The following is a 20,052-nucleotide window of genomic DNA, read 5'->3' as shown; positions in this document are numbered from 1 at the left end:
TATCGACGTTGAACCTCTGGCGTACTGCGTACTCCGCGGGTAATAAGTCGCCGCGCCCGCTGATGAATTGAAACCACGAACAAAACCGCTTTCAACTTCCGCACGGTAAATTCCAAGGTAAATCCCATGGCCGACCATATCGTTCCACACTTCCACAATGGCCAAGGTGTGAGCGTCATCGAGATCGGCTCGCGGGAATTCATGTGCATTGGCGCCAACCCGCCATTCGATCATCCGCATGTCTTCCTCGATCTCGGCAATGATGACGAGATCATCTGCCCGTACTGCTCGACGCTGTACCGCTTCGCGGGCGATCTCGCGCCCGGCGCGGCGCGGCCGCCCCAGTGCGTGGTGGAAGACAAGGTCGTCTGATCTGCCGTGGCGCCGGCGCGCACGCTTGCCATCGCGGGTGCCGGAATCGGAGGCCTGACGGCGGCGCTGGCGCTCAACCGCATCGGCTACCGCATCATCCTGTTCGAGCGCGAGGCACACCTCACGGAAACCGGCGCCGGTCTTCAACTGTCGCCGAACGCCAGCCGCATCCTGATCGATCTCGGCCTCGAACAACGATTGTCGGCGGCAGCGGTCACGCCGGACGCCATCAGCATCGTCAATGCGCGAAGCGGCCGGGAAACCGTCCGCATTCCACTCGGCGAAAAAATTCGCGCGCGTCATGGCGCGCCCTACTGGCTCCTGCATCGTCCCGACCTGCAAGCCGCGCTGCTGGCAAAGGTTCTGGATACGCCGGGCATCGAATTGCGGCTCGGCTGGCAGTTCGATGACGTCTCGAGCGACAAAACCGGCGTCACCGTCACGCAACGCCGCAGCATGTCGCGGCGGCAGGATCAAGCGCAGGCCCTGATCGGTGCCGATGGTGCGTGGTCCGCCGTGCGGCGGCAGGTTTTCCCCGAGGTCCGGGCGCAATTCAGCGGCCGGATCGCATGGCGGGGCATGATCGACGCCACGCGCGTGCCGGATGGATTCGATCATCGCCGCGTGCAACTGCGGATGGGCTCCGACGCGCATCTCGTCGCCTACCCGATGGCGGGCGCGGGTCACGTCAATCTCGTCGCCATCGTCCACGACCAATGGCGCAGGCCCGGCTGGAACGAGATCGGCGACCCCGCGGAGATCGCCCGGCATTTCGCGGCATGGCACGGCGGCGCGCGCGCGATGATCGAAGCCGTCACGCACTGGCGCAAATGGGCGCTGTTTGAAGTGCCCGGCGGCGCGTTCGCGAAAGATCATATCGTCATGCTCGGGGACGCGTCGCATGCGATGCTGCCGTTCGCGGCACAAGGAGCTGCGATGGCGATCGAGGACGCGGCCGTGCTCGCAAGCTGCATCAAAGAGCAGCCTGACGATCTGCCCGCCGCATTCCGCAATTATGAAAGCCTGCGGCGCGGACGCATCGCGCGGGTGCAACGCACGTCACGCCGTAACGGGCAGATCTACCACCTCAAGGGCGCGTCACGAATCGCGCGCGACCGCACCATGCAATTGCTCGGCGGCGCGCGTCTGCTGGCGCGGCAGGATTGGCTCTACGGCTGGCGCGTTTAGGCGCTTAATGCCTTTTGCGATGCTTTTGCTTCGCCTCGGGCGCAACCGGCTGCGCCGGCTTTTCGACCGGCAGCGGACCGCAATTCAGCTTCTGCCGGTTCTCGTCGATCTGTTCGAGTTCGCCGCGCGCCGTCACATACTCGCTCTGATACGCAAGGCCCGACATCAGCGCGCCGGCAAAGCCTGTCTCCGCCTTCGCCATCAGACCCTTCAGTTCCGCGACACGCGCGCCGACCTGCTTATGCGCGGTGTTCAACTGATCGCAGTTGTAGAGCGCGTAGTGAGAGGGATCGACGAAGAAGCTCGCCGCCTGGGCGAGGCCGCATGAGCCGAACAGAAAAGCGGCGGCAAGATAGAGTTGGGTGCGGCGAGGCATGCGTTCAGTCATTCCCGGACATCTTGAGTTGGCGCAACCTAAAGCCTGGCTACGTCAAATGGAAGCAATGATCGTCATGCGCGAACTCGACCCGGCAATGACAGTTTACGAAACAAGTCTCCAGACGATGCGGCCTCACCCCGCCAGCCGGGCGGAGAGTTTGCTTTTCACATCCGGCCATTCGGAATCGAGAATCGAGAACATCACGGTGTTGCGAATGCGCCCGTCCGGCATGATCCGCTCGTTGCGCAGGATGCCCTCCTCCTTCGCGCCGAGCCGCGCGATCGCCGCGCGGGACTTCGCGTTCAACTCATCGGTCTGGAACTGCACCCGGACGCAGCTCAGCGTCTCGAACGCATGGGTCAGCATCAGCAGCTTCATTTCGGTGTTGACCGCCGTGCGCTGGTATGAGGCCGAGATCCAGGTGTGACCGATCTCCACCGTCCGGTTGGCGCGGTCGAGCCTCCAGAACCGGGTCGAGCCGATCGGCTCACCGGTGGCGATGGTCTCGATCACGTAAGGAATGACGGTACCGGCCTTCGCGCCATCGAGTGCCGTCTTCATGTAGGCGGCGACCGTCGCTTCCGAGGGCACGGCGGTCACCTTGAGAGTCCACAACTCGCCGTCGGCCGCCGCGCGCACCAGAGCGGGCGCATCGTCGTCGCGCATCACGCGCAAGCGAACATGGGAGCCGATCAGATCAGGCGGGGATTGAGAGGTCATATGATGTTGGATCTGGAGAGTGGATATCCGTATGGACGGCGCGGCCGGGATCATCAGCTTGCGGGCTTCGATGGCTGACGACCGCCAACGCCCATCTTTTTAAGTGCCTTGCATCACAGGTTGCACCTGTCGTTTGGGAAACATCGTATTCATCGTAGCTTCAGTGTGCCTGAAGTATATTTGACTTAGGATTCATTTGTTCCGCCGCATGGCATGCGATGGAACAAATAAAGTGTATCTGCTTTTACGCCAGCCCTTATTATGGGAACAGAGGACTGACATGGAAGTCGCTTCAGGAATTTACACGCGCTTGATTTTTCCAAATGCCAAAACTGAATCGCCTTTGTCGGACCTGCAAAAAGCCATGCTGGATGCAACGCCCGACTGCATCAAGATCGTGTCGCCCGATGGTCACGTTTTAACGATGAATAGAGCCGGATGCGAGGCGCTGGGCGTTCCGCAGGATTCCGGTTTCGGCATGCCCTGGCTTCCATTGCTTCCCCCGGAGGTTCATCCACTGGGCCGGGAAGCTCTGCAAAAGGCCGCCGACGGGGAAAACGCCCGCTTCCCCGGCAAGAGCATTTCGCCAACGGGAATCCGATATTGGGATAATTTGCTTACTCCCCTCATTGACGGTTCCGGACAGGTTTTGTCGATCCTTTGCGTGTCGCGCGACATCACTTCGAAAACCCAGCTTGAGAACCAGCTTGAAGAAGCAATCGAGCGCGAAAAACTCCTTTCCGCCGAGATGCATCATCGCATCAAGAACCTGTTTTCGGTCGTATCGGGCCTGATCGGCATTTCGGAGCGCGAGGCGGCGGCGCCCGACAGCTCCGTTTCAATCACTAAAATCCTCCGGGATAAACTCGGCGCGCTGGCCCGCGCCTCCGATGCGGTCTTTGCGCAGGGAATTAAGGGAAACCCCGACGCGGCGACCATCGATCTCGCAGCGGTCGTTCAGGCGGTGATGCAGCCTTATGGCGACCGATGCACGGCGGTCGGCGGTTCGGTATCGGTCCCCCGCAACTCCATAACCACGTTCGCGCTCCTGCTGCATGAACTGGCGACAAACTCGGTCAAGTACGGCTCCTTGAGCACGGACCACGGCAGCGTCACGATCCAGTGGAGCATGGAGGGAAAAACACTCAATCTGACCTGGATCGAAATCGGCGGCCCGCTCATTTCGTCTTCACCCGAGCCACGCGGATTCGGCAGCGAAATGGTGGATCGTATCGTGCGCTCCTCGGGTGGAGCGATCAATCGCACGTGGCGCGCGGAAGGATTGGTCGCCGATCTGCATCTGCCCATGGGCTAGCAACGGACGCCGCGCGCTCCGGCAGCGGGGCTTGAAAAAACTGGTGCGGTCGGCGGGAATCGAACCCGCACGACGTTGCCATCGAGGGATTTTAAGTCCCTTGCGTCTACCAGTTCCGCCACGACCGCACGCTTTCTTTTCAAATACTTAGATATGAAAATCAACGGCCTCCCGGCAAAACATCCCTCGTGTTTTGCAATTTGTATCCGCCGGACGCCCCGGTGCGGTGTTCAATGCCGGATTCCGGGCTGCAAACCGGCCCTCCCATGAACTGCATGGACGGGATCAATCCGGCCTGAGCTATCCCCGGCAGGGCGGCCGCCGCAAGATCGCGGGCAATATCACCGTGACCGGGCGACAAACACCGCGCTCGCCATCGAGGGAGAAGCCCTGATCGGGACAAAAGAGGCCGATTGACGCCTCGCCAGACCAATGGCGGACTGGTATCCCTTGTCGAAATATACCGCGCAGCGGCCAAGGCATTTTCTTGAACGATTTTTATTTTATCATTGTCGCTCTCTACTCCGCGTCACTATTGGCGCTCACATGCTTTCATGGAGCATCGGGACACGAGAAGAAAATCGGCATCTGCTTTCTGGCGTCAACGTCGATCGCGATCCTCGCAGCCCGATTCCCAATCGTAGTCTCCCCCAATCTTCTCAATCCGGACGAGGCGCTGTTCGCCGCCGGCGCGATGAGGACGACTTACGGGTGGACCACATGGGGGATCGTGGACCCCACGACTTCCGGCCCCCTGAATTCGATGGTCCTGACATGGCCTTATATTTTCGGGGGCGATGCCACGCTTTTTTCCGGCCGCGTGACCGCGATCATGCTTTCCGTGGGGACGATATATTTTCTATATCGCCTGGCGAGACTCCTGTTGCCGCCAGCGCCTTCGATCGCCGCGGTCGCGCCAGCCGCTCTTTTTTACATTATTGTTCAGCACCCGGATTTTACGCAATTCTCGAGCGAGCATCTTCCTGTCTTCCTGATCTGCGGCACGCTCTATTTCGTCCCGCAATTCATGCAGGATCGGCGCCTGACAAGTCTGTGGTTCGCCGCGATCATGACCGGCGCCATCCCTTTCGCGAAACTTCAGGGCGCCGTCTGGACAGGCCTGCTTTGTCTCGCCATCGCCGCCGCCTGCCTGCTCGAACGCAGCGACACGAGAACCAACTGCAAAAGACTGGCCATCGTCATCGCCGGCGGCGTATCCACTGCCGCGATTTTACTTGTGCCCGTCTGTCTCGCGGGCAATTTTGATGACTTCATCAAAAGCGCGTTGATCGAGCAATATCATCGCTCGCTGATCGTCGATGCGAATTTTTCTGCCATTAAGCTCCTGCGCATCATAGGTCCCCTTCATCGCGCTTATCTGATCGTCGGCATCACGCTTGCCGCCTGCGCGATTTTCGTCATCGCAAGATACAAGGACGCGCGAACGCCGCTACGGCTGACGCTATTTCTGGTGGTCCTCGCCGGCCTGAGCGTGCCCGTGGCAATCATCACCGTGGTTACGCCCGCGAGGACCTTCCCTCACTATTTGCAATTCATGATTCCGTCGATCGTTGTGCTCATGATCGTAGCGGTTGCTATTCTTTTGCCCCTTGCACGGCGGCCGCGACCGCTATGGAGCCTGTCACCGCTCCTTGTTCTGGTGTCGATCATCTCGATGTCGACCACGATCAGGAACCAATATTTCTATCAGCGCCAGGCAATTATTCACGGCTCCCAGAATGTTTCCCCGGACCTGCTGCATTCGCCCGAAATTTTGTCCTGGCTTTCCGCAACTCCGGACGATTCCATCGTGTGCTGGGGCTGGAATCCAAAGTGCTATCTGGACACGAACATCCGCCCCGCCACGCGCGACATGACGAATGAAGTCCAGATCTACGACCTCCCATTGCGACCCTATTTCAGACAACGATTTATCCAGGACTTCGACAAATCGCCGGCAACTTTCCTGATCGATTTCGTGGGTCCACGCTATTTCGGGTTTAACGATCCGTCGTCGGAAGGCGTTCAATCTTTTCCGGAACTCGCGGCGAAATTGCAGTCGGAATTTCAAAACATCAGTACGGCCCCGGACAAGACATGCCCGGCTTTTTTCGTGAGAAAGTCACGGCTGAAGGAGTTTGATAAATCCCGCGTGATTTTCGACAGAATGGATGGCCCATCCCGTCCGGGCTTTCCGCCCGCCGCCGTGGATGACAACGCCGTCTTCGAAGGTTGCCGGAATTCCTGGCTGCTTCCCAAAAATCAGGGCGGCGAACTGGACGTCGCTTTCGCAAAGCCATCCCCACTCAGGCGGGTGGGTATCCTCAACACAAAAAACAGCCCGCCACACAATGCCGCGGCCGACCGTGTGTTGGTGTCGATTCGAAACGGGAGCGACATCCTCGCAACCCGGACTCTCACCGTGAACCAATACCCGAAATGGACCTACGTGACATTTCCCGATCTCCATAAGGAGGCTGACGGGATGACGATCCGCATCATTTCATGGCATGACGAGGGTGGCGGGTTGAACGAGGTCAAGGCGTTTACGGATTGAAACGTTAAACCTGCCGCTCACGCCGCGCCGTCGCGGATCGGCGGCTGAAACGACAGCCCGGTGTCCCAGGGAAAGAAAATCCAGGTGTCCTGCGACACTTCGGTGATGAAGGTATCGACCAGCGGTTTTCCCATCGGCTTGGCGTAAACGGCGGCGATATGCGCCTTCGGCGCAATCTGGCGAACGACGCGCGCGGTCTTCCCGGTATCGACCAGATCATCGACGATCAGCAGGCCCTTGCCGCCCTCGCCGCCGAGCTTCACCACCGCGTCCGACAGCCCCTTCAAGATTTGCATCTCGCCCTGCGTGGTGTGGTCGTAGCTCGCCACGCACAGCGTATCGATCACCCGCATGCCGATCTCGCGCGCCACGATCGCCGCCGGCACAAGGCCGCCGCGCGTCACCGCCACCAGCGCCTGAAACGGGCCAGCACCATTCAGGCGCCACGCCAGCGCGCGGGCGTCGCGGTGAAACTGATCCCATGACACGGGAAACGGTTTGCGGGCGGCTTCGTCATTCATCGCGCGACTCCAAAGTAAAATTTTCCGTCATTGCGAGCGCAGCGAAGCAATCCAGTCATTATTTGAAAGAGCTGGATTGCTTCGTCGCAAGCGCTCCTCGCAATGACGAGGGAATATACGGCCTCGCCCTCGTCACTGTCCCGGATTCCGCGCGCCATTCAGCGCCGCCAGCATCGCCTTCACATCCGCCATCGCCGCATCGAGCTTGGCCTGATCGCGCGCGCGCACCACGACATTGGTGTTCGGCTTTCCGTCATCGCTGATGTAGGGATAGCTGCCGATGCTGGTGTCGGGATGAGCGGCCGCGATCTCGCGCAACGGCGAGCCGATATCGCCCTCCTTGGCGTCGGCTCGGACCGAATCCGACAGCATGCGACGGCCGACCCGCAGTTTCGGCGCGACGATATCCATCATCGCCTGCATGATCGAGGGCACGCCCGCCATGACGACGACATTGCCGATCTTGAATCCCGGCGCGAGGATCGTCGCGCTTTCGATCAGTTCCGCCCCGTCTGGAATCCGCGCCATCCGCAGCCGCGCTTCGTTCAGCGTATCACCGAAGCGCTCCTTGAACCGCGCCACCACGCCGGGATGATGATCGATGCCGACATCGAACGCTTTCGCCACGCTGTCGGCGGTAATGTCGTCATGCGTCGGACCGATGCCGCCGGTCGTGAACACATAATCGTACCGCTGGCGCAGCGCGTTCAGCGCCGCGACGATGTCGTCCTCGTCGTCGGCGACCACGCGGACCTCTTTCAGGTCGATACCAAGATTGGTGAGATATTCGGCGATAAAGCCGATGTTCTTGTCCTTGGTCCGCCCGGAGAGAATTTCATCTCCGATCACCAGAATGCCAGCCGTGACGATCTCGGTCATCTCGCATCTTCCTCAACGACGCCGCTAAACGCGACTGCCTTTTCGGCGTCACTCTGCCGCAAAGTTCAGCAGACCGGCGCCTGCCTCACGGGCAATGCGGCATCCGAGCGCCCATAATCCATGCATAACCGGCTGGCCCGATGCTTGCTACCATGACTTTACGTCATCCAGTCCTCTTTGCCACCGCGAAAGAGATACCGGTTACATGGCAGTTGCGTTCGACGAAATGAATGGCCCGGCAGGCATACGGCCCGCCTACGACAAGCTCGCGCAATGGCTGGAGGAAACGCCGCCCGAAGCGCTGCAATACCGCCGCGAGGAAGCCGAACTGCTGTTTCGCCGGATCGGCATCACCTTCGCGGTCTACGGCGATAATGAATCCACCGAGCGGCTGATCCCGTTTGACGTCATCCCCCGCGTGCTGTCCGCGAAGGAGTGGGCACATCTGGAAAAAGGGCTGAAGCAGCGCGTCAAGGCGCTGAACATGTTCCTCAGCGACATCTACCACGCGCGCGACATTCTGCGCGCGGGCATCATCCCCCCCGACCTGATTTTCCAGAATCCGGTATTCCGTCCGGAGATGAACGGCCAGGACGTGCCGCACGACATTTATGTGCATGTTGCAGGCATCGACGTCATCCGCACCGACGACGATGATTTCATCGTGCTGGAAGACAACGCCCGCACCCCCTCCGGCGTCTCCTACATGCTGGAGAACCGCGAGATCATGATGCGGCTGTTTCCGGATCTGTTTTCGCGCCATCGCATCGCGCCGGTGGAGCGCTATCCGGATGAATTGCTCGCTGCCCTCGGCTCGGTCGCGCCGGATGCCGCCTCGACGGAACCAACCATCGCCCTGCTCACGCCGGGCGTTTACAATTCGGCTTATTACGAGCACTCGTTTCTCGCCGACAAGCTCGGCGTCGAACTGGTCGAAGGCCGCGACCTTATCGTCAAGAACGATGAGGTCTTCATGCGCACCACCGAGGGGCCGAAACGGGTCGACGTGATCTACCGGCGGCTCGATGACGACTTTCTCGATCCCCTTACCTTCCGTCCCGATTCCACGCTCGGCGTGCCGGGCCTGATGTCGGCCTACATGGCCGGCAACATCACGCTGGCGAACGCGGTCGGCACCGGCATTGCCGACGACAAGGCGATCTACAGCTACATGCCGCAGATCGTGAAATTCTATCTCGGCGAAGAACCGATTCTAAAAAACGTACCGACATGGCGCTGCCGCGAGCGTGACGATCTCGGCCACGTTCTCGACAATCTGCATGACCTCGTGGTGAAGGAGGTCCATGGCTCCGGCGGCTACGGCATGCTGATCGGTCCCGCTGCGACAAAATCCGCCATCGAGGATTTCCGCGCGAAACTCATGCGTGACCCGGACAATTTCATCGCGCAGCCGACGCTGGCACTCTCCACCTGCCCGACTTGCACCGACAGCGGCCTCGCGCCGCGCCATGTCGATCTGCGCCCGTTCGTCCTCACCGGCAAAGACCACGTCACCGTCGTGCCTGGCGGTCTCACACGCGTCGCACTGAAGGAGGGTTCGCTGGTCGTGAATTCGAGCCAGGGTGGCGGCACCAAGGACACATGGGTGCTGGATGAGTGAGATAGGAAACCATGCTCTCGCGCACCGCTGAAAATCTATACTGGCTCGCGCGCTATGCCGAGCGTGCGGACTATCTCGCCCGCACCATCGAGGCGACGCTGCGCGCCACCGCCCTGCCGGATGCCTATGTCGGCAACACCAACGAGTGGGAATCGGCGCTGCTTACCGCCGGCATCCGCGACGACTTCTATGCGAGCTACGATGAAGCCACCGAGAAGAACGTCGTCGAATTCATTTCGTTCTCGCGCCACAATCCGTCCTCGATCCGCAACTGCATCGAGAATGCCCGCCTGAACGCCCGCGCGGTCCGCACCGCGCTCACCATTGAGATGTGGGACACCATCAACTCCGCCTGGATCGATCTGCAAAATTCATGGCAAGGCGACATCCAGTCGCGCGAACGGCTCACCGCCTTCCTCCGCTTCGTGCAGGAGCTGTCGCTGCGGTTCGACGGCTCGGCCTATCGCACCATGCTGCGCAACGACGCCTATTTCTTTTCCCGCCTTGGCCTGCACATCGAGCGCGCCGACAACACCGCCCGCATCCTCGATGTCAAATACCATCTGCTGCTGCCGGAAGAGGAACATGTCGGCGGGCCGCTGGATTATTATCAGTGGACATCGATCCTGCGATCGGTCTCGGCATTGACCGCCTATCACTGGGTCTATCGCGAGGCGCTCAAGCCATGGCTGATCGCCGATCTGCTGATCCTGAACCACATGCTGCCGCGCTCGCTGGCAAGTTGCTACGGCAACCTCGTGCGCAATCTCGACCGTCTCGGGGTTGCTTACGGCCGGCAGGGCCCGGCACAGCGCCATGCGCGCGGTATCCTCAACCGTCTTGAGCACAGCCACATGGACGATATTTTCCAGCGAGGCCTGCACGAATTCATTCAGGAGTTCATCGCCGACAACAATCAGCTCGGCGAAATCGTCTCGAAACAATATCTGCTAGCCGCCTGAAAGAGCACATGCGCCTGCGCATCTCGCACTCGACGACCTACACGTTCGATCCGCCGGTCAGCGGTCTCATCCAGGTGATGCGATTGACCCCGAGCAATCACGACGGCCAATATGTCGCGAGCTGGCGCATCGACACCTCGGCGGAGGCGCGCCTCAACATGCATCGCGACGCCTTCGGCAACATCACCCATGTGCTGACCCATGGCTCGCTGCCGCAGCTTACCATCGACGTCAGCGGCACTGTGGATACCCAGGACACCGGCGGAATTCTGAAGGGCGCGGAAGAACGCTTTCCACCCGGCCTGTTCCTGCGCTCCACCTCGCTTACCGAAAGCAACGCAGAGCTCACCGCCTTTGCACGCGAACTGCGCGCGGGAAACAATGATCCGCTGGACTTCTGCCACGCGCTGCTGCTTAGGCTCCATCGCGAGATGACATTCGACACCGACCCGACTCACCCCGGCACCACCGCCGCCGATGCCTTCAAACTCAAGCGCGGCGTCTGTCAGGATTACGCGCATATTTTCGTCACCTGCGCCCGTAGCAGCGGCGTGCCCGCGCGCTACATCTCCGGTCATTTCCGGCGCGCGGACGGTGTTGTCGAGCAGGAGGCCGGGCACGCATGGGCGGAAGCCCATATCGAAGGACTGGGCTGGGTGGGGTTCGATCCCGCCAACGGCATTTCGACAACCGACTGCCATATCCGTGTCGCGCTCGGGCTCGATTACCTCGGCGCCGCACCGATCCGGGGCACGCGCTATGGTGGCGCGAAGGAGACGCTCAGCGTCGCGATCCGCGTCGATCAGGCGAGCCGCCAAAGCCAGAGCTAGATCGTTCCATTTTTACGAACGCTAGCTGTAATGGCCTTTGGAAGAAGCGGCGGACGACACGGCAGACCGTTGCCCCCTTCCGCGCTGTTGCGTAAAAATGAGCCGCACCTGCGGAGATCTGAATGACCTATTGCTGCGGAATTCTGGTGAAGGAAGGCCTTGTGATGATGGCCGACACCCGCACCAATGCCGGGCTCGACAACATCTCAACCTTCCGCAAGCTGCATGTGTTCGAAAACCCCGGCGAGCGCGTCATGGCCGTCGCCTCGGCGGGCAATCTCGCCATCAGCCAGTCGGTGCTTTCGACCCTGGCGGAAGGCGTCGAAAATCCACTCACCGGCGAGACCGAAACCCTGATGAACGCGCCGAGCCTGTTTCAGGCGGCGCAGCGCCTCGGCCGCGCCATCCGCAGCGTCAGCCGCACCGAGGGCGTGGCCCTGATGGCGGAGGACATCAATTTCGATGTCTCGTTCCTGCTCGGCGGCCAGATCGCGGGCGAACGGATGCGCCTGTTCATGGTGTATCCCGCCGGTAATTTCATCGAGTGCACCACCGACACCCCCTACCTTCAGATCGGCGAGCACAAATACGGCAAGCCGGTGCTGGACCGCGCCATCACCTACGATGTCGAACTGTACGACGCGCTGAAGATCGCCCTGATCTCGATGGACTCGACCATGCGATCCAATCTGGGCGTCAGTCCGCCGATCGACATTCTCGTGCTACGGCCGGATACCTGCGCAGCCGAACTCAATATGCGAATTGAATACGACGATCCCTATTTCGGCAATTTGCGGGCAAAATGGAGCGAGGCCCTGCGCGCGGCACACCAGAGCATTCCACGCCCACCCTATGGGCCGAAGAAAAACTAGCGGCGCCGCTCCCGCGAAAGCGAGAGCCTGCATTTCAAGAGACAAAAGAAATGGGTCCCCGCCTTCGCGGGAACGACTTCAGAAAATATCGGGAAGGAAAAATCATGTCGCATACCAAAATCGCCCTCGTCACCGGTGCAAGTTCGGGAATTGGCAAGGCCAGCGCGCTCGCACTCGTCAAGGCCGGATTCACCGTGGTGATGACAGCCCGCCGCAAGGACAAGCTCGACGAAGCGGCAGCCGAGGGCACGAAGTTCGGCAAATGCCTTGCCGTCACTTGCGACATGACCGACCCGCAATCCATCGCCGCTCTGTTCGCGACGGTGAAGGAGAAATTCGGGAGGCTCGACCTGCTGTTCAACAATGCCGGCGTCGGCGTGCCTGCCGTTCCGTTGGAAGACCTTCCCTTCGAGAACTGGAAAACGGCGCTCGACACCAATCTCACCGCGCCATTCCTGTGCACGCAGCATGCCTTCCGCATCATGAAGGAACAGACCCCGCGCGGCGGCCGCATCATCAACAACGGTTCGATCTCGGCGCACTCACCGCGGCCGTTCACTGTCGCCTATACCTCGACCAAGCATGCCATCACCGGCCTCACCAAATCGATCGCGCTCGATGGCCGCGCCTACGACATCGCGGGCGGGCAGATCGATATCGGCAACGCGGTGACGGATTTCACCACACGCATGGCGGGTGGCATTCTTCAGCCGAACGGGCAGACCATGGTCGAGCCGCGCATGGACGTGCAGAACGTCGCCGACGCCATCGTGTTCATGGCGACGCGGACGCTGGAAGCCAACGTGCTGTTCCTGAACGTGATGGCGACCAAGATGCCGTTTGTCGGGCGCGGATGATCTCGCAACTCACACAAGGCGCATATCGTTTCTACATCGCCATCAACACGCCCGGAAATCGTGTGGGGGTCTTGCCTTTCGATAAAAAGCAGAACCCTTTCGCGGAGATCCACTCAAGACGGCCATTGACGATGAGACGGTATCTCGCCTCGAAGTCGCCTCCGTTCGTGGCGGCCGCAAGGAGTGCGCTGGAGTATTTCGGCATGTCGTCGGGGTGTATGCTCGCTTCGAAATAACGGAGATCGAGTCCCTTTTTCGATTTCTCGGGATCGACGCTAAAGAGTCTTGCGGTTGCCGCGTCCGCATACACCAGATTGCTTGAGATATCCCAGTCCCATACGCCAAAGGATTTCATTTGCGTGTGCGGTTCGATCGGCGCATCGAGACACTCATAAGCCTCGGTGGCAGCCAGCTTCATAAGATATTCGAGCATGCGGCAATCACGATCTTCAGCAAACTTCGCGATGTCGAGGCAGAGATCGCCGACCGGCTTCCTTTTGAAAATATCTGAGCAAACTCCGGTATGCCCGTAGTGCAGGCTTCCGTTTGCAGAAATGGCTCTGCCCATAGGTCACCCTTCAAAAGAGATGACGCGTCGCTCTGAACTGTCAGTCGCTGCACTTCACCGCGGTCGCGACGCATATCGCCGTAGATCGACTCCGTGCGCTTCGAGCTAAAGCGATTCTCTTGCCGCAAAATATCGGCAAGTTGTCGTATGCGGAGGTCGTTCACATAAAACCGCGTTCCGGATCAATTTGTGACGCCATCGCGATTTCTTTGGTCAATGCAGCCTGAACTCTCCGTCGATCGCCTTCATCTCCGCGGGCTTGATGAGGTTCGAGTGGGCGACCGTCACCGCGAACAGCGGACCTTCGAGCCTGGCATGCCAGAAAGCGAGGAACTCGTTCAGCGCGGGAAAGTTCGGGAACAGGTCGTAGTCCTGCCAGACATAGGATTGCAGCAGCCAGTGGTGATCCGGGCGGCGGTAGAGAATTTCCGCCGTGGTCAGACCGTAGCCCTTCAACTGCTTGAGAAAATCGGAGCTGACCGCTCCGCCCGATGCCGCCTTCCGCAACGTCATGCCAACCTCCGCAAGGAAGTGCATCCGTGAAGGAGCGGGCCGCCGATGGGCGCGCAGGGCGATCTCGAAAGGACCGGTTTCGAAAACCGCCCCAGCGTCTGTCCTCGGACCCGTGCACCTCATGGAGCACAGGTGAAATCTGACGCATCAACTTGCCCGATCTCAAGCCTAAAGATTGAATAAACTGTTAATTATCAAGGCACTAGCAGCAGCGTCCGGCTGGTGCTGATAATGCGGTCATCCAAAGAGATGCGCGAGATAGAATGCCGCCCCCGCCGCGAGGCCGCCGACCAGCAAGGTCTGGAAACCGGATTTCACCACGCTGATACCGGTCAGCTTGCCCTTGATGCTGCCGAAGGTGATTAGCGCAACGCCCGTGCAGAAGACCGAGTACATCAGCGCAGTGCGAAGATCGCCAGAGATCATGTACGGCACCAGCGGGACCAGACCGCCGATAAGATATGAGACCGCGATCGTCGCAGCGCTGATCGGCGCGCGCTTCGGATCGGGCTTCTCAAGGCCGAGTTCAAAACGCATCATGAAATCAACCCAGCGTTTCTTGTCCGCGGCCAGCGCCGCAACCACCGAGTCCAGCGCCGCGTCTTTGAGGCCGTATGCACTGAAGATATCGCGCACCTCGGCAACTTCCGCCTCGCGCATGTTGTCGACTTCCCATGACTCACGGCGTTCTTCCGAGGCGAAGTGCTCCTGATCGGTCCGGGCGGCGAGATAGCCACCGAGCCCCATCGCGATGGCGCCGGCCACAATTTCCGCGAGGCCCGCGGTGACGATGATCTGCGTCGAGGTCACCGCGGCCGACAAACCGGCGGCCAGCGCGAACGGCACTGTCAGGCCGTCGGCCATGCCGATGACGACATCGCGGACGGTTTCGGAGCCAAGAAAATGGCGTTCGACATGAGGGGTGGCGGGCATGGGGGCGTCTCCGGTGTAAAAGGCACGCACGCTATATTTAGAATCATTCTAAATTGAAAGAGCCACTTTGCACGCCGCTGTTAACGATCTCTGGCAGCCGTCATTTGTGAGTGCCAAAAAATTTGCTAGCACCCCCTTGCCCGGCTCACAGGGCCCGCCTATCTCCCGCAAGTGTCAGCCATGGCACTCCATAAGGCTGACTGCTAATTCAAATATCTAAAGCAATTCCAATATCCTAGGAGGACTGCATGAAATTCCGTCCGCTTCACGACCGCGTCGTGGTCAAGCGCATCGACGCCGAGGAAAAGACCAAGGGCGGCATCATCATTCCCGACAACGCGAAGGAAAAGCCGTCGCAGGGCGAGATCGTCGCCGTCGGCCCGGGTGGCCGCGACGAGGCCGGCAAGCTGATCCCGATCGACCTCAAGGTCGGCGATGTCGTGCTGTTCGGCAAATGGTCGGGCACCGAAGTGAAGATCGACGGTCAGGACGTCCTGATCATGAAGGAAAGCGACATCATGGGCGTCATCACCGATGGCGCTGCGAAGAAGAAAGCCGCCTGAGCGCGTCTCCCCTCTCATTAAAGGAAGCAATCCATGTCAGCCAAAGAAGTGAAATTCGGCGTTGACGCGCGCGACAAGATGCTGCGCGGCGTCGACATCCTCGCCAACGCCGTCAAGGTGACGCTCGGTCCGAAGGGCCGCAACGTCGTGCTCGACAAGTCGTTCGGCGCGCCCCGCATCACCAAGGACGGCGTCACCGTCGCCAAGGACATCGAGCTTGAAGACAAGTTCGAGAACATGGGCGCGCAGATGGTGCGCGAAGTGGCTTCGAAGTCGGCGGACCTCGCCGGTGACGGCACCACCACCGCGACCGTGCTCGCCCAGGCGATCGTGAAGGAAGGCGCCAAGTCCGTCGCCGCAGGCATGAACCCGATGGATCTGAAGCGCGGCATCGACCTCGCTGTCGAAGCCGTCGTCGCGGACCTGCAGAAGAACTCCAAGAAGGTCACCTCGAACGACGAGATCGCCCAGGTCGGCACCATCTCGGCCAACGGCGACACCGAAATCGGCTCCTTCCTCGCCAAGGCGATGGCCAAGGTCGGCAACGAAGGCGTCATCACGGTTGAGGAAGCCAAGTCGCTCGACACTGAACTCGATGTCGTCGAGGGCATGCAGTTCGACCGCGGCTACATCTCGCCCTACTTCGTCACCAACGCCGACAAGATGCGCGTCGAATTCGACGACGCCTACATCTTGATCAACGAGAAGAAGCTCTCCTCGCTGAACGAGATGCTGCCGCTGCTCGAAGCCGTGGTGCAGACCGGCAAGCCGCTCGTCATCGTCGCGGAAGACGTCGAAGGCGAAGCCCTCGCCACCCTCGTCGTCAACCGTCTGCGCGGCGGCCTCAAGGTTGCGGCCGTGAAGGCACCGGGCTTCGGCGACCGCCGCAAGGCCATGTTGCAGGACATCGCGATCCTGACCGGCGGCCAGGCGATCTCGGAAGACCTCGGCATCAAGATGGAAAACGTGACCTTGCAGATGCTCGGCCGCGCCAAGAAGGTGATGATCGACAAGGAGAACACCACCATCGTCAACGGCGCCGGCAAGAAGGCCGACATCGAGGCCCGCGTCGCGCAGATCCGCGCGCAGATCGAGGAGACCACCTCGGACTACGACCGCGAGAAGTTGCAGGAGCGTCTGGCCAAGCTCGCGGGCGGCGTCGCGGTGATCCGCGTCGGCGGCGCGACCGAGGTCGAAGTGAAGGAGCGCAAGGATCGCGTTGATGACGCGATGCACGCAACCCGCGCGGCCGTTGAAGAAGGCATCGTGCCGGGTGGCGGCGTCGCCCTGCTGCGCGCCTCCGAGCAGCTCAAGCGCATCAAGACCCAGAACGACGACCAGAAGACCGGCGTCGAGATCGTGCGCAAGGCTCTGTCGGCTCCGGCACGCCAGATCGCGATCAACGCGGGCGAGGACGGCAGCGTCATCGTCGGCAAGGTGCTGGAGAAGGATCAGTATTCGTACGGTTTCGACTCGCAGTCGGGCGAATACGGCAACCTCGTCTCCAAGGGCATCATCGATCCGACCAAGGTCGTGCGCGCCGCGATCCAGAACGCAGCCTCGGTGGCTTCGCTCCTCATCACCACGGAAGCGATGATCGCCGAACTGCCGAAGAAGAACGCACCGGCTCCGGGCGGCATGCCCGGCGGCGGCATGGGTGGCATGGATTTCTAAGTCCACGCATACAAAACAGTGTACAAAGGGCGCGGTGCAAACTGCGCCTTTTTTTGCTAAAGAAATTTTTTAGATGGAGAAAAAGATGTCAGGATCAACACCGGGCGCCGAAATTAGCATGAGCAGCCTCAAAGCCGAAATCGATGAGCTTAAAAAGCAAATCACCGCACTTCAAAATCAAGTAGCGCATCAGAACAACGAAATCGCGAGCTTGCGTTTAAAAATCAAATAACGCGCTAAGGCGTATTCTTGGCCATTGAAAATACAAAACCCCGGCAGCGATGTCGGAGTTTTTGTCTGGCAGAACCTATTTTTCGAAGGGAAGAATTAAACTTATAGCCAAGGCACCTCCGCGCTCGAATTCACATTTTTTAAGGTGGATTGAAGCAGGCGATCTTCTGTTTGCTTTTTCTCTGCGGCTTGCTGCATTTTATTCAATTTCTGACGTAATGAATTCATTTGATTTGCAGCTTTCTGACCAACTTTTGAATTTGGACCAGCGATATGTCTTACCGTTCCGAGTTGCGACAAAAGCTTGAGCGTTAGAGACTCGCGTTCCTCATCGGTCACTGAATCGTGGTAGTCGACCCAAAGCTCTTTTATCTTCTGATTTAGAGATCTTGGTGCAACGAGCAAAGCTCCGACAACACCGATTCCTGTTATGAAAACAGGCCTATTTCCAGTTCTGTATTTTATGCGATGGGTTTTAAACCCGTGCACACGCACAATTTCGCGAATCTCATGTAGCGCTTCGCGAGGAACAAATTTTCCTGAAATAGTTAGATCATCAACCCAAACCGAATATCGCAAGTTGCGCCAATCACAAACTTTAGCGATTTGATCGAACATTGGCCGATGAATCATCGTGCACAATACCGGAGTCAAAGGCGAACCAAATGAAACTTTCCCATCAATAGTGCAAAGACGAGTAAGCAAGCCAGCGACATCATCGTACATCCCCAGATAATCGCGAAACCATCGCCTGACCATCAGGTCGCTTGTTGATGGATAAAATTGCTTCAAATCGAGGGTTAAGTACTGATCCTGATCGAGGTGATGGGCGGCGTTATCACGTTGCCCCTTTTTCTTGCGGGGACTAAAAAGATAGTCGGGTTGTTTTACTTTATTTAGATGGAATTTGAGTCGTTCGTGCGCTGCACGCAATCTCCCGACCGGATAAGCAAGATCCCGGACCTTTCCGTTCTTGCTTGTCGTCTGTCGGCGAACGATAAATTCTTCTTTGTAGGTTGCTAAGCGCCGTAGGTCGTCTTTTGTTTCTTTAAGCAGCAATGCGACATCACGCTGGGTCGGGCGCTGAGCAAGAGGAGAGCGATCAATCTCGTATCGCTCAATATTTTTCTGCTTGCTACGACGCATCTACTATTTCTCGCGGCGATAATGCATCAAGCAGTTTAAGCACCTGATTGGCAATAATAAGTTTGCCTCTGGTTTTCAGAGGTTGACATTCCAATTCTTCAGCAAAAAATAAAAGCTGGGACATGCGGATATGAAACTTGTTGCTATACCTATCTAGGATTTCCAGTGACGCAGGTTTCACCCCCCCTTCAATCTCAGAAATCATGGATTGTGAGAGACCAAGTTCTTTTGCGATCTGTTTTTGCGAAAGACCTAAGTATAGTCGGAGCAATCGGAGTGCTTCGTTGATCATTGGATGTTTGATATCTTTCATTACGATACTCCATCCGGCTTTTTCGAGGTCGCCGCTCATTTCCGTTCCGAAAGCCAGAACCAGAAGCGCACAGCATAGAAAACTGCTTGCCCAAGTAAGGTGATCAGCTTGAAAAGCCAAACCCACTTGAACGAACGACGCCGCCGCTGGTGATAACGTTTACTGCTCATTTTGGTCTCCCGTGTTTCCGCCAGCAGGATTGCTAGCGCCCGTAGAAACAAGGAGCCGATCAGCGGCGTTTGACCTCGAACATGCCGCACCCGGGCCCGACGGGTGCGGCGCGCGGAGGCGACGGTCCCTGCCGGTGGTCGGGATTGAGGCGGGAACACGAGGCTCCCTCAGGGCACCAGGCCCCACATGGACGACGGGTTCAGTATGAGCAAATCATCACTCCGTCTTTATGCGCGATTAGCAGCGTCGCGTCAAATAGAAAATCGCCATTGGCGATATTTTATTTATGCTTGACGCATATGCAAATATGATTATATTCCTATCCGTCCCGCCTCACTTGAGGGGCGCTCGCGATCGTCACGAACGCGGGGCGGGATGCGGTGGCGCGGCAGCGTCAGGCCGGAGCAAGGGTCGCAGGGCGCAAGCCCGGATCGCGCGCATGCACCCGCAAGGGCGTGCGCAACATCCGGAGGCGCGTGAGCGGCGCGCGCGAAGGCAGACGAACCACGCTGTTCGCGCCGGCCCAAGTCGTGTGGTCCCGACGCCCGACGCTGGCGTCAGTCCGGTGGAGAACCGCTTCCAACCGGAGGCGGAAACCCTCAGCAGGGATGCGGTGACATAGCATCGTTCACCGGGGAGAGCACGAAGCAAGCCGGAGCCCACCGCGTGCGGAACGCCGGATGATGCGGCGTGACCGTGGTGACTACGCTCGTGTGCTTTTTACATTTGCGCACGAGGCTGCGGGTGCGTTCGCGCATCCGGCGTTCCGCGCGCCCTCTTTCAGGAGGGCTGCGACCGAACGATGACGGCGTCCCCGCGCCGCAAAAAACAGGGGCGATAATGCGCGTCCGGCGACAGGCGCGGGTT

General features: G+C 59.3%; 22 protein-coding genes and 1 tRNA gene. 12 read left to right on the top strand and 11 right to left on the bottom strand.

Features of this window, described 5'->3' with window-relative positions:
• Positions 1 to 126: 126 nt before the first annotated feature.
• Positions 127 to 372, top strand: a complete 246-nt coding sequence (locus AFIC_RS06300; RefSeq protein WP_009341125.1) for a zinc-finger domain-containing protein — start codon at positions 127 to 129, stop codon at positions 370 to 372.
• 6 nt (positions 373 to 378) lie between these two features.
• On the top strand, positions 379 to 1,560 hold the full coding sequence (locus AFIC_RS06295; RefSeq protein ID WP_275248289.1) for an FAD-dependent monooxygenase: 1,182 nt from the start codon (positions 379 to 381) through the stop codon (positions 1,558 to 1,560).
• Positions 1,561 to 1,564: 4 nt separating this feature from the next.
• Here the strand turns inward: AFIC_RS06295 and AFIC_RS06290 are convergent, their stop codons facing one another.
• Positions 1,565 to 1,948: a twin-arginine translocation pathway signal gene (locus AFIC_RS06290; protein ID WP_420833371.1), complete on the bottom strand. Its 384-nt coding sequence runs from the start codon at positions 1,946 to 1,948 to the stop codon at positions 1,565 to 1,567.
• Positions 1,949 to 2,071: 123 nt separating this feature from the next.
• Positions 2,072 to 2,659, bottom strand: coding sequence for a GNAT family N-acetyltransferase (locus AFIC_RS06285; protein WP_275248288.1), 588 nt, complete (start codon positions 2,657 to 2,659; stop codon positions 2,072 to 2,074).
• A 280-nt stretch (positions 2,660 to 2,939) separates the two neighbouring features.
• On the opposite strand from AFIC_RS06285, the gene AFIC_RS06280 reads away from it, so the two are divergent.
• Positions 2,940 to 3,974, top strand: a complete 1,035-nt coding sequence (locus AFIC_RS06280) for a PAS domain-containing protein (RefSeq protein ID WP_275248287.1) — start codon at positions 2,940 to 2,942, stop codon at positions 3,972 to 3,974.
• A gap of 41 nt (positions 3,975 to 4,015) precedes the next feature.
• Here the strand turns inward: AFIC_RS06280 and AFIC_RS06275 are convergent.
• Positions 4,016 to 4,102 (bottom strand) — tRNA-Leu (locus AFIC_RS06275).
• Positions 4,103 to 4,461: 359 nt separating this feature from the next.
• On the opposite strand from AFIC_RS06275, the gene AFIC_RS06270 reads away from it, so the two are divergent.
• Positions 4,462 to 6,531, top strand: a complete 2,070-nt coding sequence (locus AFIC_RS06270) for an ArnT family glycosyltransferase (protein WP_275248286.1) — start codon at positions 4,462 to 4,464, stop codon at positions 6,529 to 6,531.
• 17 nt (positions 6,532 to 6,548) lie between these two features.
• Here AFIC_RS06270 and gpt read toward each other — a convergent pair whose 3' ends face one another.
• A complete protein-coding gene (gene gpt / locus AFIC_RS06265) occupies positions 6,549 to 7,052 on the bottom strand; it encodes a xanthine phosphoribosyltransferase (protein WP_275248285.1) in 504 nt (167 codons plus the stop codon).
• Positions 7,053 to 7,184: 132 nt separating this feature from the next.
• Positions 7,185 to 7,931, bottom strand: a complete 747-nt coding sequence (locus tag AFIC_RS06260) for a competence/damage-inducible protein A (RefSeq protein ID WP_275248284.1) — start codon at positions 7,929 to 7,931, stop codon at positions 7,185 to 7,187.
• Between the two features lie 205 nt (positions 7,932 to 8,136).
• On the opposite strand from AFIC_RS06260, the gene AFIC_RS06255 reads away from it, so the two are divergent.
• The 5 genes from AFIC_RS06255 to AFIC_RS06235 all read left to right on the top strand — a co-directional run bounded on the left by AFIC_RS06255 (position 8,137) and on the right by AFIC_RS06235 (position 13,073).
• Positions 8,137 to 9,552, top strand: a complete 1,416-nt coding sequence (locus tag AFIC_RS06255) for a circularly permuted type 2 ATP-grasp protein (RefSeq protein ID WP_275248283.1) — start codon at positions 8,137 to 8,139, stop codon at positions 9,550 to 9,552.
• An 11-nt stretch (positions 9,553 to 9,563) separates the two neighbouring features.
• Positions 9,564 to 10,514 (top strand): alpha-E domain-containing protein, encoded by a 951-nt coding sequence (locus AFIC_RS06250; RefSeq protein WP_275248282.1) that lies wholly within the window; start codon positions 9,564 to 9,566, stop codon positions 10,512 to 10,514.
• Between the two features lie 8 nt (positions 10,515 to 10,522).
• Positions 10,523 to 11,344: a transglutaminase family protein gene (locus AFIC_RS06245; protein ID WP_275248281.1), complete on the top strand. Its 822-nt coding sequence runs from the start codon at positions 10,523 to 10,525 to the stop codon at positions 11,342 to 11,344.
• Between the two features lie 122 nt (positions 11,345 to 11,466).
• Positions 11,467 to 12,216, top strand: coding sequence for a proteasome-type protease (locus AFIC_RS06240; RefSeq protein WP_275248280.1), 750 nt, complete (start codon positions 11,467 to 11,469; stop codon positions 12,214 to 12,216).
• 104 nt (positions 12,217 to 12,320) lie between these two features.
• Entirely contained in the window at positions 12,321 to 13,073 is a 753-nt protein-coding gene (locus tag AFIC_RS06235) for an SDR family oxidoreductase (RefSeq protein WP_275248279.1), read from the top strand.
• A gap of 31 nt (positions 13,074 to 13,104) precedes the next feature.
• On the opposite strand, the gene AFIC_RS06230 is transcribed toward AFIC_RS06235, so the two are convergent.
• From AFIC_RS06230 to AFIC_RS06220, 3 genes are all read right to left on the bottom strand, one after another.
• Positions 13,105 to 13,641, bottom strand: coding sequence for a PAS domain-containing protein (locus tag AFIC_RS06230; RefSeq protein WP_275248278.1), 537 nt, complete (start codon positions 13,639 to 13,641; stop codon positions 13,105 to 13,107).
• A gap of 213 nt (positions 13,642 to 13,854) precedes the next feature.
• Entirely contained in the window at positions 13,855 to 14,154 is a 300-nt protein-coding gene (locus tag AFIC_RS06225; RefSeq protein ID WP_275248277.1) for an usg protein, read from the bottom strand.
• A 237-nt stretch (positions 14,155 to 14,391) separates the two neighbouring features.
• Positions 14,392 to 15,087: a VIT1/CCC1 transporter family protein gene (locus AFIC_RS06220; protein WP_275248276.1), complete on the bottom strand. Its 696-nt coding sequence runs from the start codon at positions 15,085 to 15,087 to the stop codon at positions 14,392 to 14,394.
• A 248-nt stretch (positions 15,088 to 15,335) separates the two neighbouring features.
• On the opposite strand from AFIC_RS06220, the gene AFIC_RS06215 reads away from it, so the two are divergent.
• The 3 genes from AFIC_RS06215 to AFIC_RS06205 all read left to right on the top strand — a co-directional run bounded on the left by AFIC_RS06215 (position 15,336) and on the right by AFIC_RS06205 (position 17,556).
• Positions 15,336 to 15,650: a co-chaperone GroES gene (locus AFIC_RS06215; RefSeq protein ID WP_275248275.1), complete on the top strand. Its 315-nt coding sequence runs from the start codon at positions 15,336 to 15,338 to the stop codon at positions 15,648 to 15,650.
• Positions 15,651 to 15,683: 33 nt separating this feature from the next.
• Positions 15,684 to 17,324: a chaperonin GroEL gene (gene groL / locus AFIC_RS06210; RefSeq protein WP_275248274.1), complete on the top strand. Its 1,641-nt coding sequence runs from the start codon at positions 15,684 to 15,686 to the stop codon at positions 17,322 to 17,324.
• 73 nt (positions 17,325 to 17,397) lie between these two features.
• Complete coding sequence (locus AFIC_RS06205; RefSeq protein ID WP_275248273.1) at positions 17,398 to 17,556, top strand: hypothetical protein; 159 nt, start codon at positions 17,398 to 17,400, stop codon at positions 17,554 to 17,556.
• Positions 17,557 to 17,657: 101 nt separating this feature from the next.
• On the opposite strand, the gene AFIC_RS06200 is transcribed toward AFIC_RS06205, so the two are convergent.
• Genes AFIC_RS06200 through AFIC_RS06190 form a run of 3 tightly spaced genes read right to left on the bottom strand, consistent with a single transcriptional unit; the run spans position 17,658 to position 19,184 of the window.
• On the bottom strand, positions 17,658 to 18,701 hold the full coding sequence (locus tag AFIC_RS06200) for a reverse transcriptase family protein (protein ID WP_275248272.1): 1,044 nt from the start codon (positions 18,699 to 18,701) through the stop codon (positions 17,658 to 17,660).
• Complete coding sequence (locus AFIC_RS06195) at positions 18,691 to 19,053, bottom strand: helix-turn-helix domain-containing protein (protein WP_275248271.1); 363 nt, start codon at positions 19,051 to 19,053, stop codon at positions 18,691 to 18,693. The genes AFIC_RS06200 and AFIC_RS06195 overlap by 11 nt, the downstream gene beginning before the upstream one ends.
• Positions 19,050 to 19,184, bottom strand: coding sequence for a hypothetical protein (locus AFIC_RS06190; protein ID WP_275248270.1), 135 nt, complete (start codon positions 19,182 to 19,184; stop codon positions 19,050 to 19,052). Before AFIC_RS06190 ends, AFIC_RS06195 begins: the two co-directional genes overlap by 4 nt.
• Positions 19,185 to 20,052 lie beyond the last annotated feature (868 nt).

Source organism: [Pseudomonas] carboxydohydrogena, assembly GCF_029030725.1.
Taxonomy (GTDB): Bacteria; Pseudomonadota; Alphaproteobacteria; order Rhizobiales; family Xanthobacteraceae; genus Afipia; species Afipia carboxydohydrogena.
This window is presented reverse-complemented; position numbering and strand designations above follow the sequence as displayed.

Bases quoted from the DNA above. Each gene is read 5' to 3' on its own strand.
- AFIC_RS06300 (WP_009341125.1), top strand. From the start codon at position 127: ATGGCCGACCATATCGTTCCACACTTCCACAATGGCCAAGGTGTGAGC.
- AFIC_RS06290 (WP_420833371.1), bottom strand. From the start codon at position 1,948: ATGACTGAACGCATGCCTCGCCGCACCCAACTCTATCTTGCCGCCGCT.
- AFIC_RS06285 (WP_275248288.1), bottom strand. From the start codon at position 2,659: ATGACCTCTCAATCCCCGCCTGATCTGATCGGCTCCCATGTTCGCTTG.
- AFIC_RS06280 (WP_275248287.1), top strand. From the start codon at position 2,940: ATGGAAGTCGCTTCAGGAATTTACACGCGCTTGATTTTTCCAAATGCC.
- gpt (WP_275248285.1), bottom strand. From the start codon at position 7,052: ATGAATGACGAAGCCGCCCGCAAACCGTTTCCCGTGTCATGGGATCAG.
- AFIC_RS06260 (WP_275248284.1), bottom strand. From the start codon at position 7,931: ATGACCGAGATCGTCACGGCTGGCATTCTGGTGATCGGAGATGAAATT.
- AFIC_RS06255 (WP_275248283.1), top strand. From the start codon at position 8,137: ATGGCAGTTGCGTTCGACGAAATGAATGGCCCGGCAGGCATACGGCCC.
- AFIC_RS06250 (WP_275248282.1), top strand. From the start codon at position 9,564: ATGCTCTCGCGCACCGCTGAAAATCTATACTGGCTCGCGCGCTATGCC.
- AFIC_RS06245 (WP_275248281.1), top strand. From the start codon at position 10,523: ATGCGCCTGCGCATCTCGCACTCGACGACCTACACGTTCGATCCGCCG.
- AFIC_RS06240 (WP_275248280.1), top strand. From the start codon at position 11,467: ATGACCTATTGCTGCGGAATTCTGGTGAAGGAAGGCCTTGTGATGATG.
- AFIC_RS06235 (WP_275248279.1), top strand. From the start codon at position 12,321: ATGTCGCATACCAAAATCGCCCTCGTCACCGGTGCAAGTTCGGGAATT.
- AFIC_RS06230 (WP_275248278.1), bottom strand. From the start codon at position 13,641: ATGGGCAGAGCCATTTCTGCAAACGGAAGCCTGCACTACGGGCATACC.
- AFIC_RS06225 (WP_275248277.1), bottom strand. From the start codon at position 14,154: ATGACGTTGCGGAAGGCGGCATCGGGCGGAGCGGTCAGCTCCGATTTT.
- AFIC_RS06220 (WP_275248276.1), bottom strand. From the start codon at position 15,087: ATGCCCGCCACCCCTCATGTCGAACGCCATTTTCTTGGCTCCGAAACC.
- AFIC_RS06215 (WP_275248275.1), top strand. From the start codon at position 15,336: ATGAAATTCCGTCCGCTTCACGACCGCGTCGTGGTCAAGCGCATCGAC.
- groL (WP_275248274.1), top strand. From the start codon at position 15,684: ATGTCAGCCAAAGAAGTGAAATTCGGCGTTGACGCGCGCGACAAGATG.
- AFIC_RS06205 (WP_275248273.1), top strand. From the start codon at position 17,398: ATGGAGAAAAAGATGTCAGGATCAACACCGGGCGCCGAAATTAGCATG.
- AFIC_RS06200 (WP_275248272.1), bottom strand. From the start codon at position 18,701: ATGCGTCGTAGCAAGCAGAAAAATATTGAGCGATACGAGATTGATCGC.
- AFIC_RS06195 (WP_275248271.1), bottom strand. From the start codon at position 19,053: ATGAGCGGCGACCTCGAAAAAGCCGGATGGAGTATCGTAATGAAAGAT.
- AFIC_RS06190 (WP_275248270.1), bottom strand. From the start codon at position 19,184: ATGAGCAGTAAACGTTATCACCAGCGGCGGCGTCGTTCGTTCAAGTGG.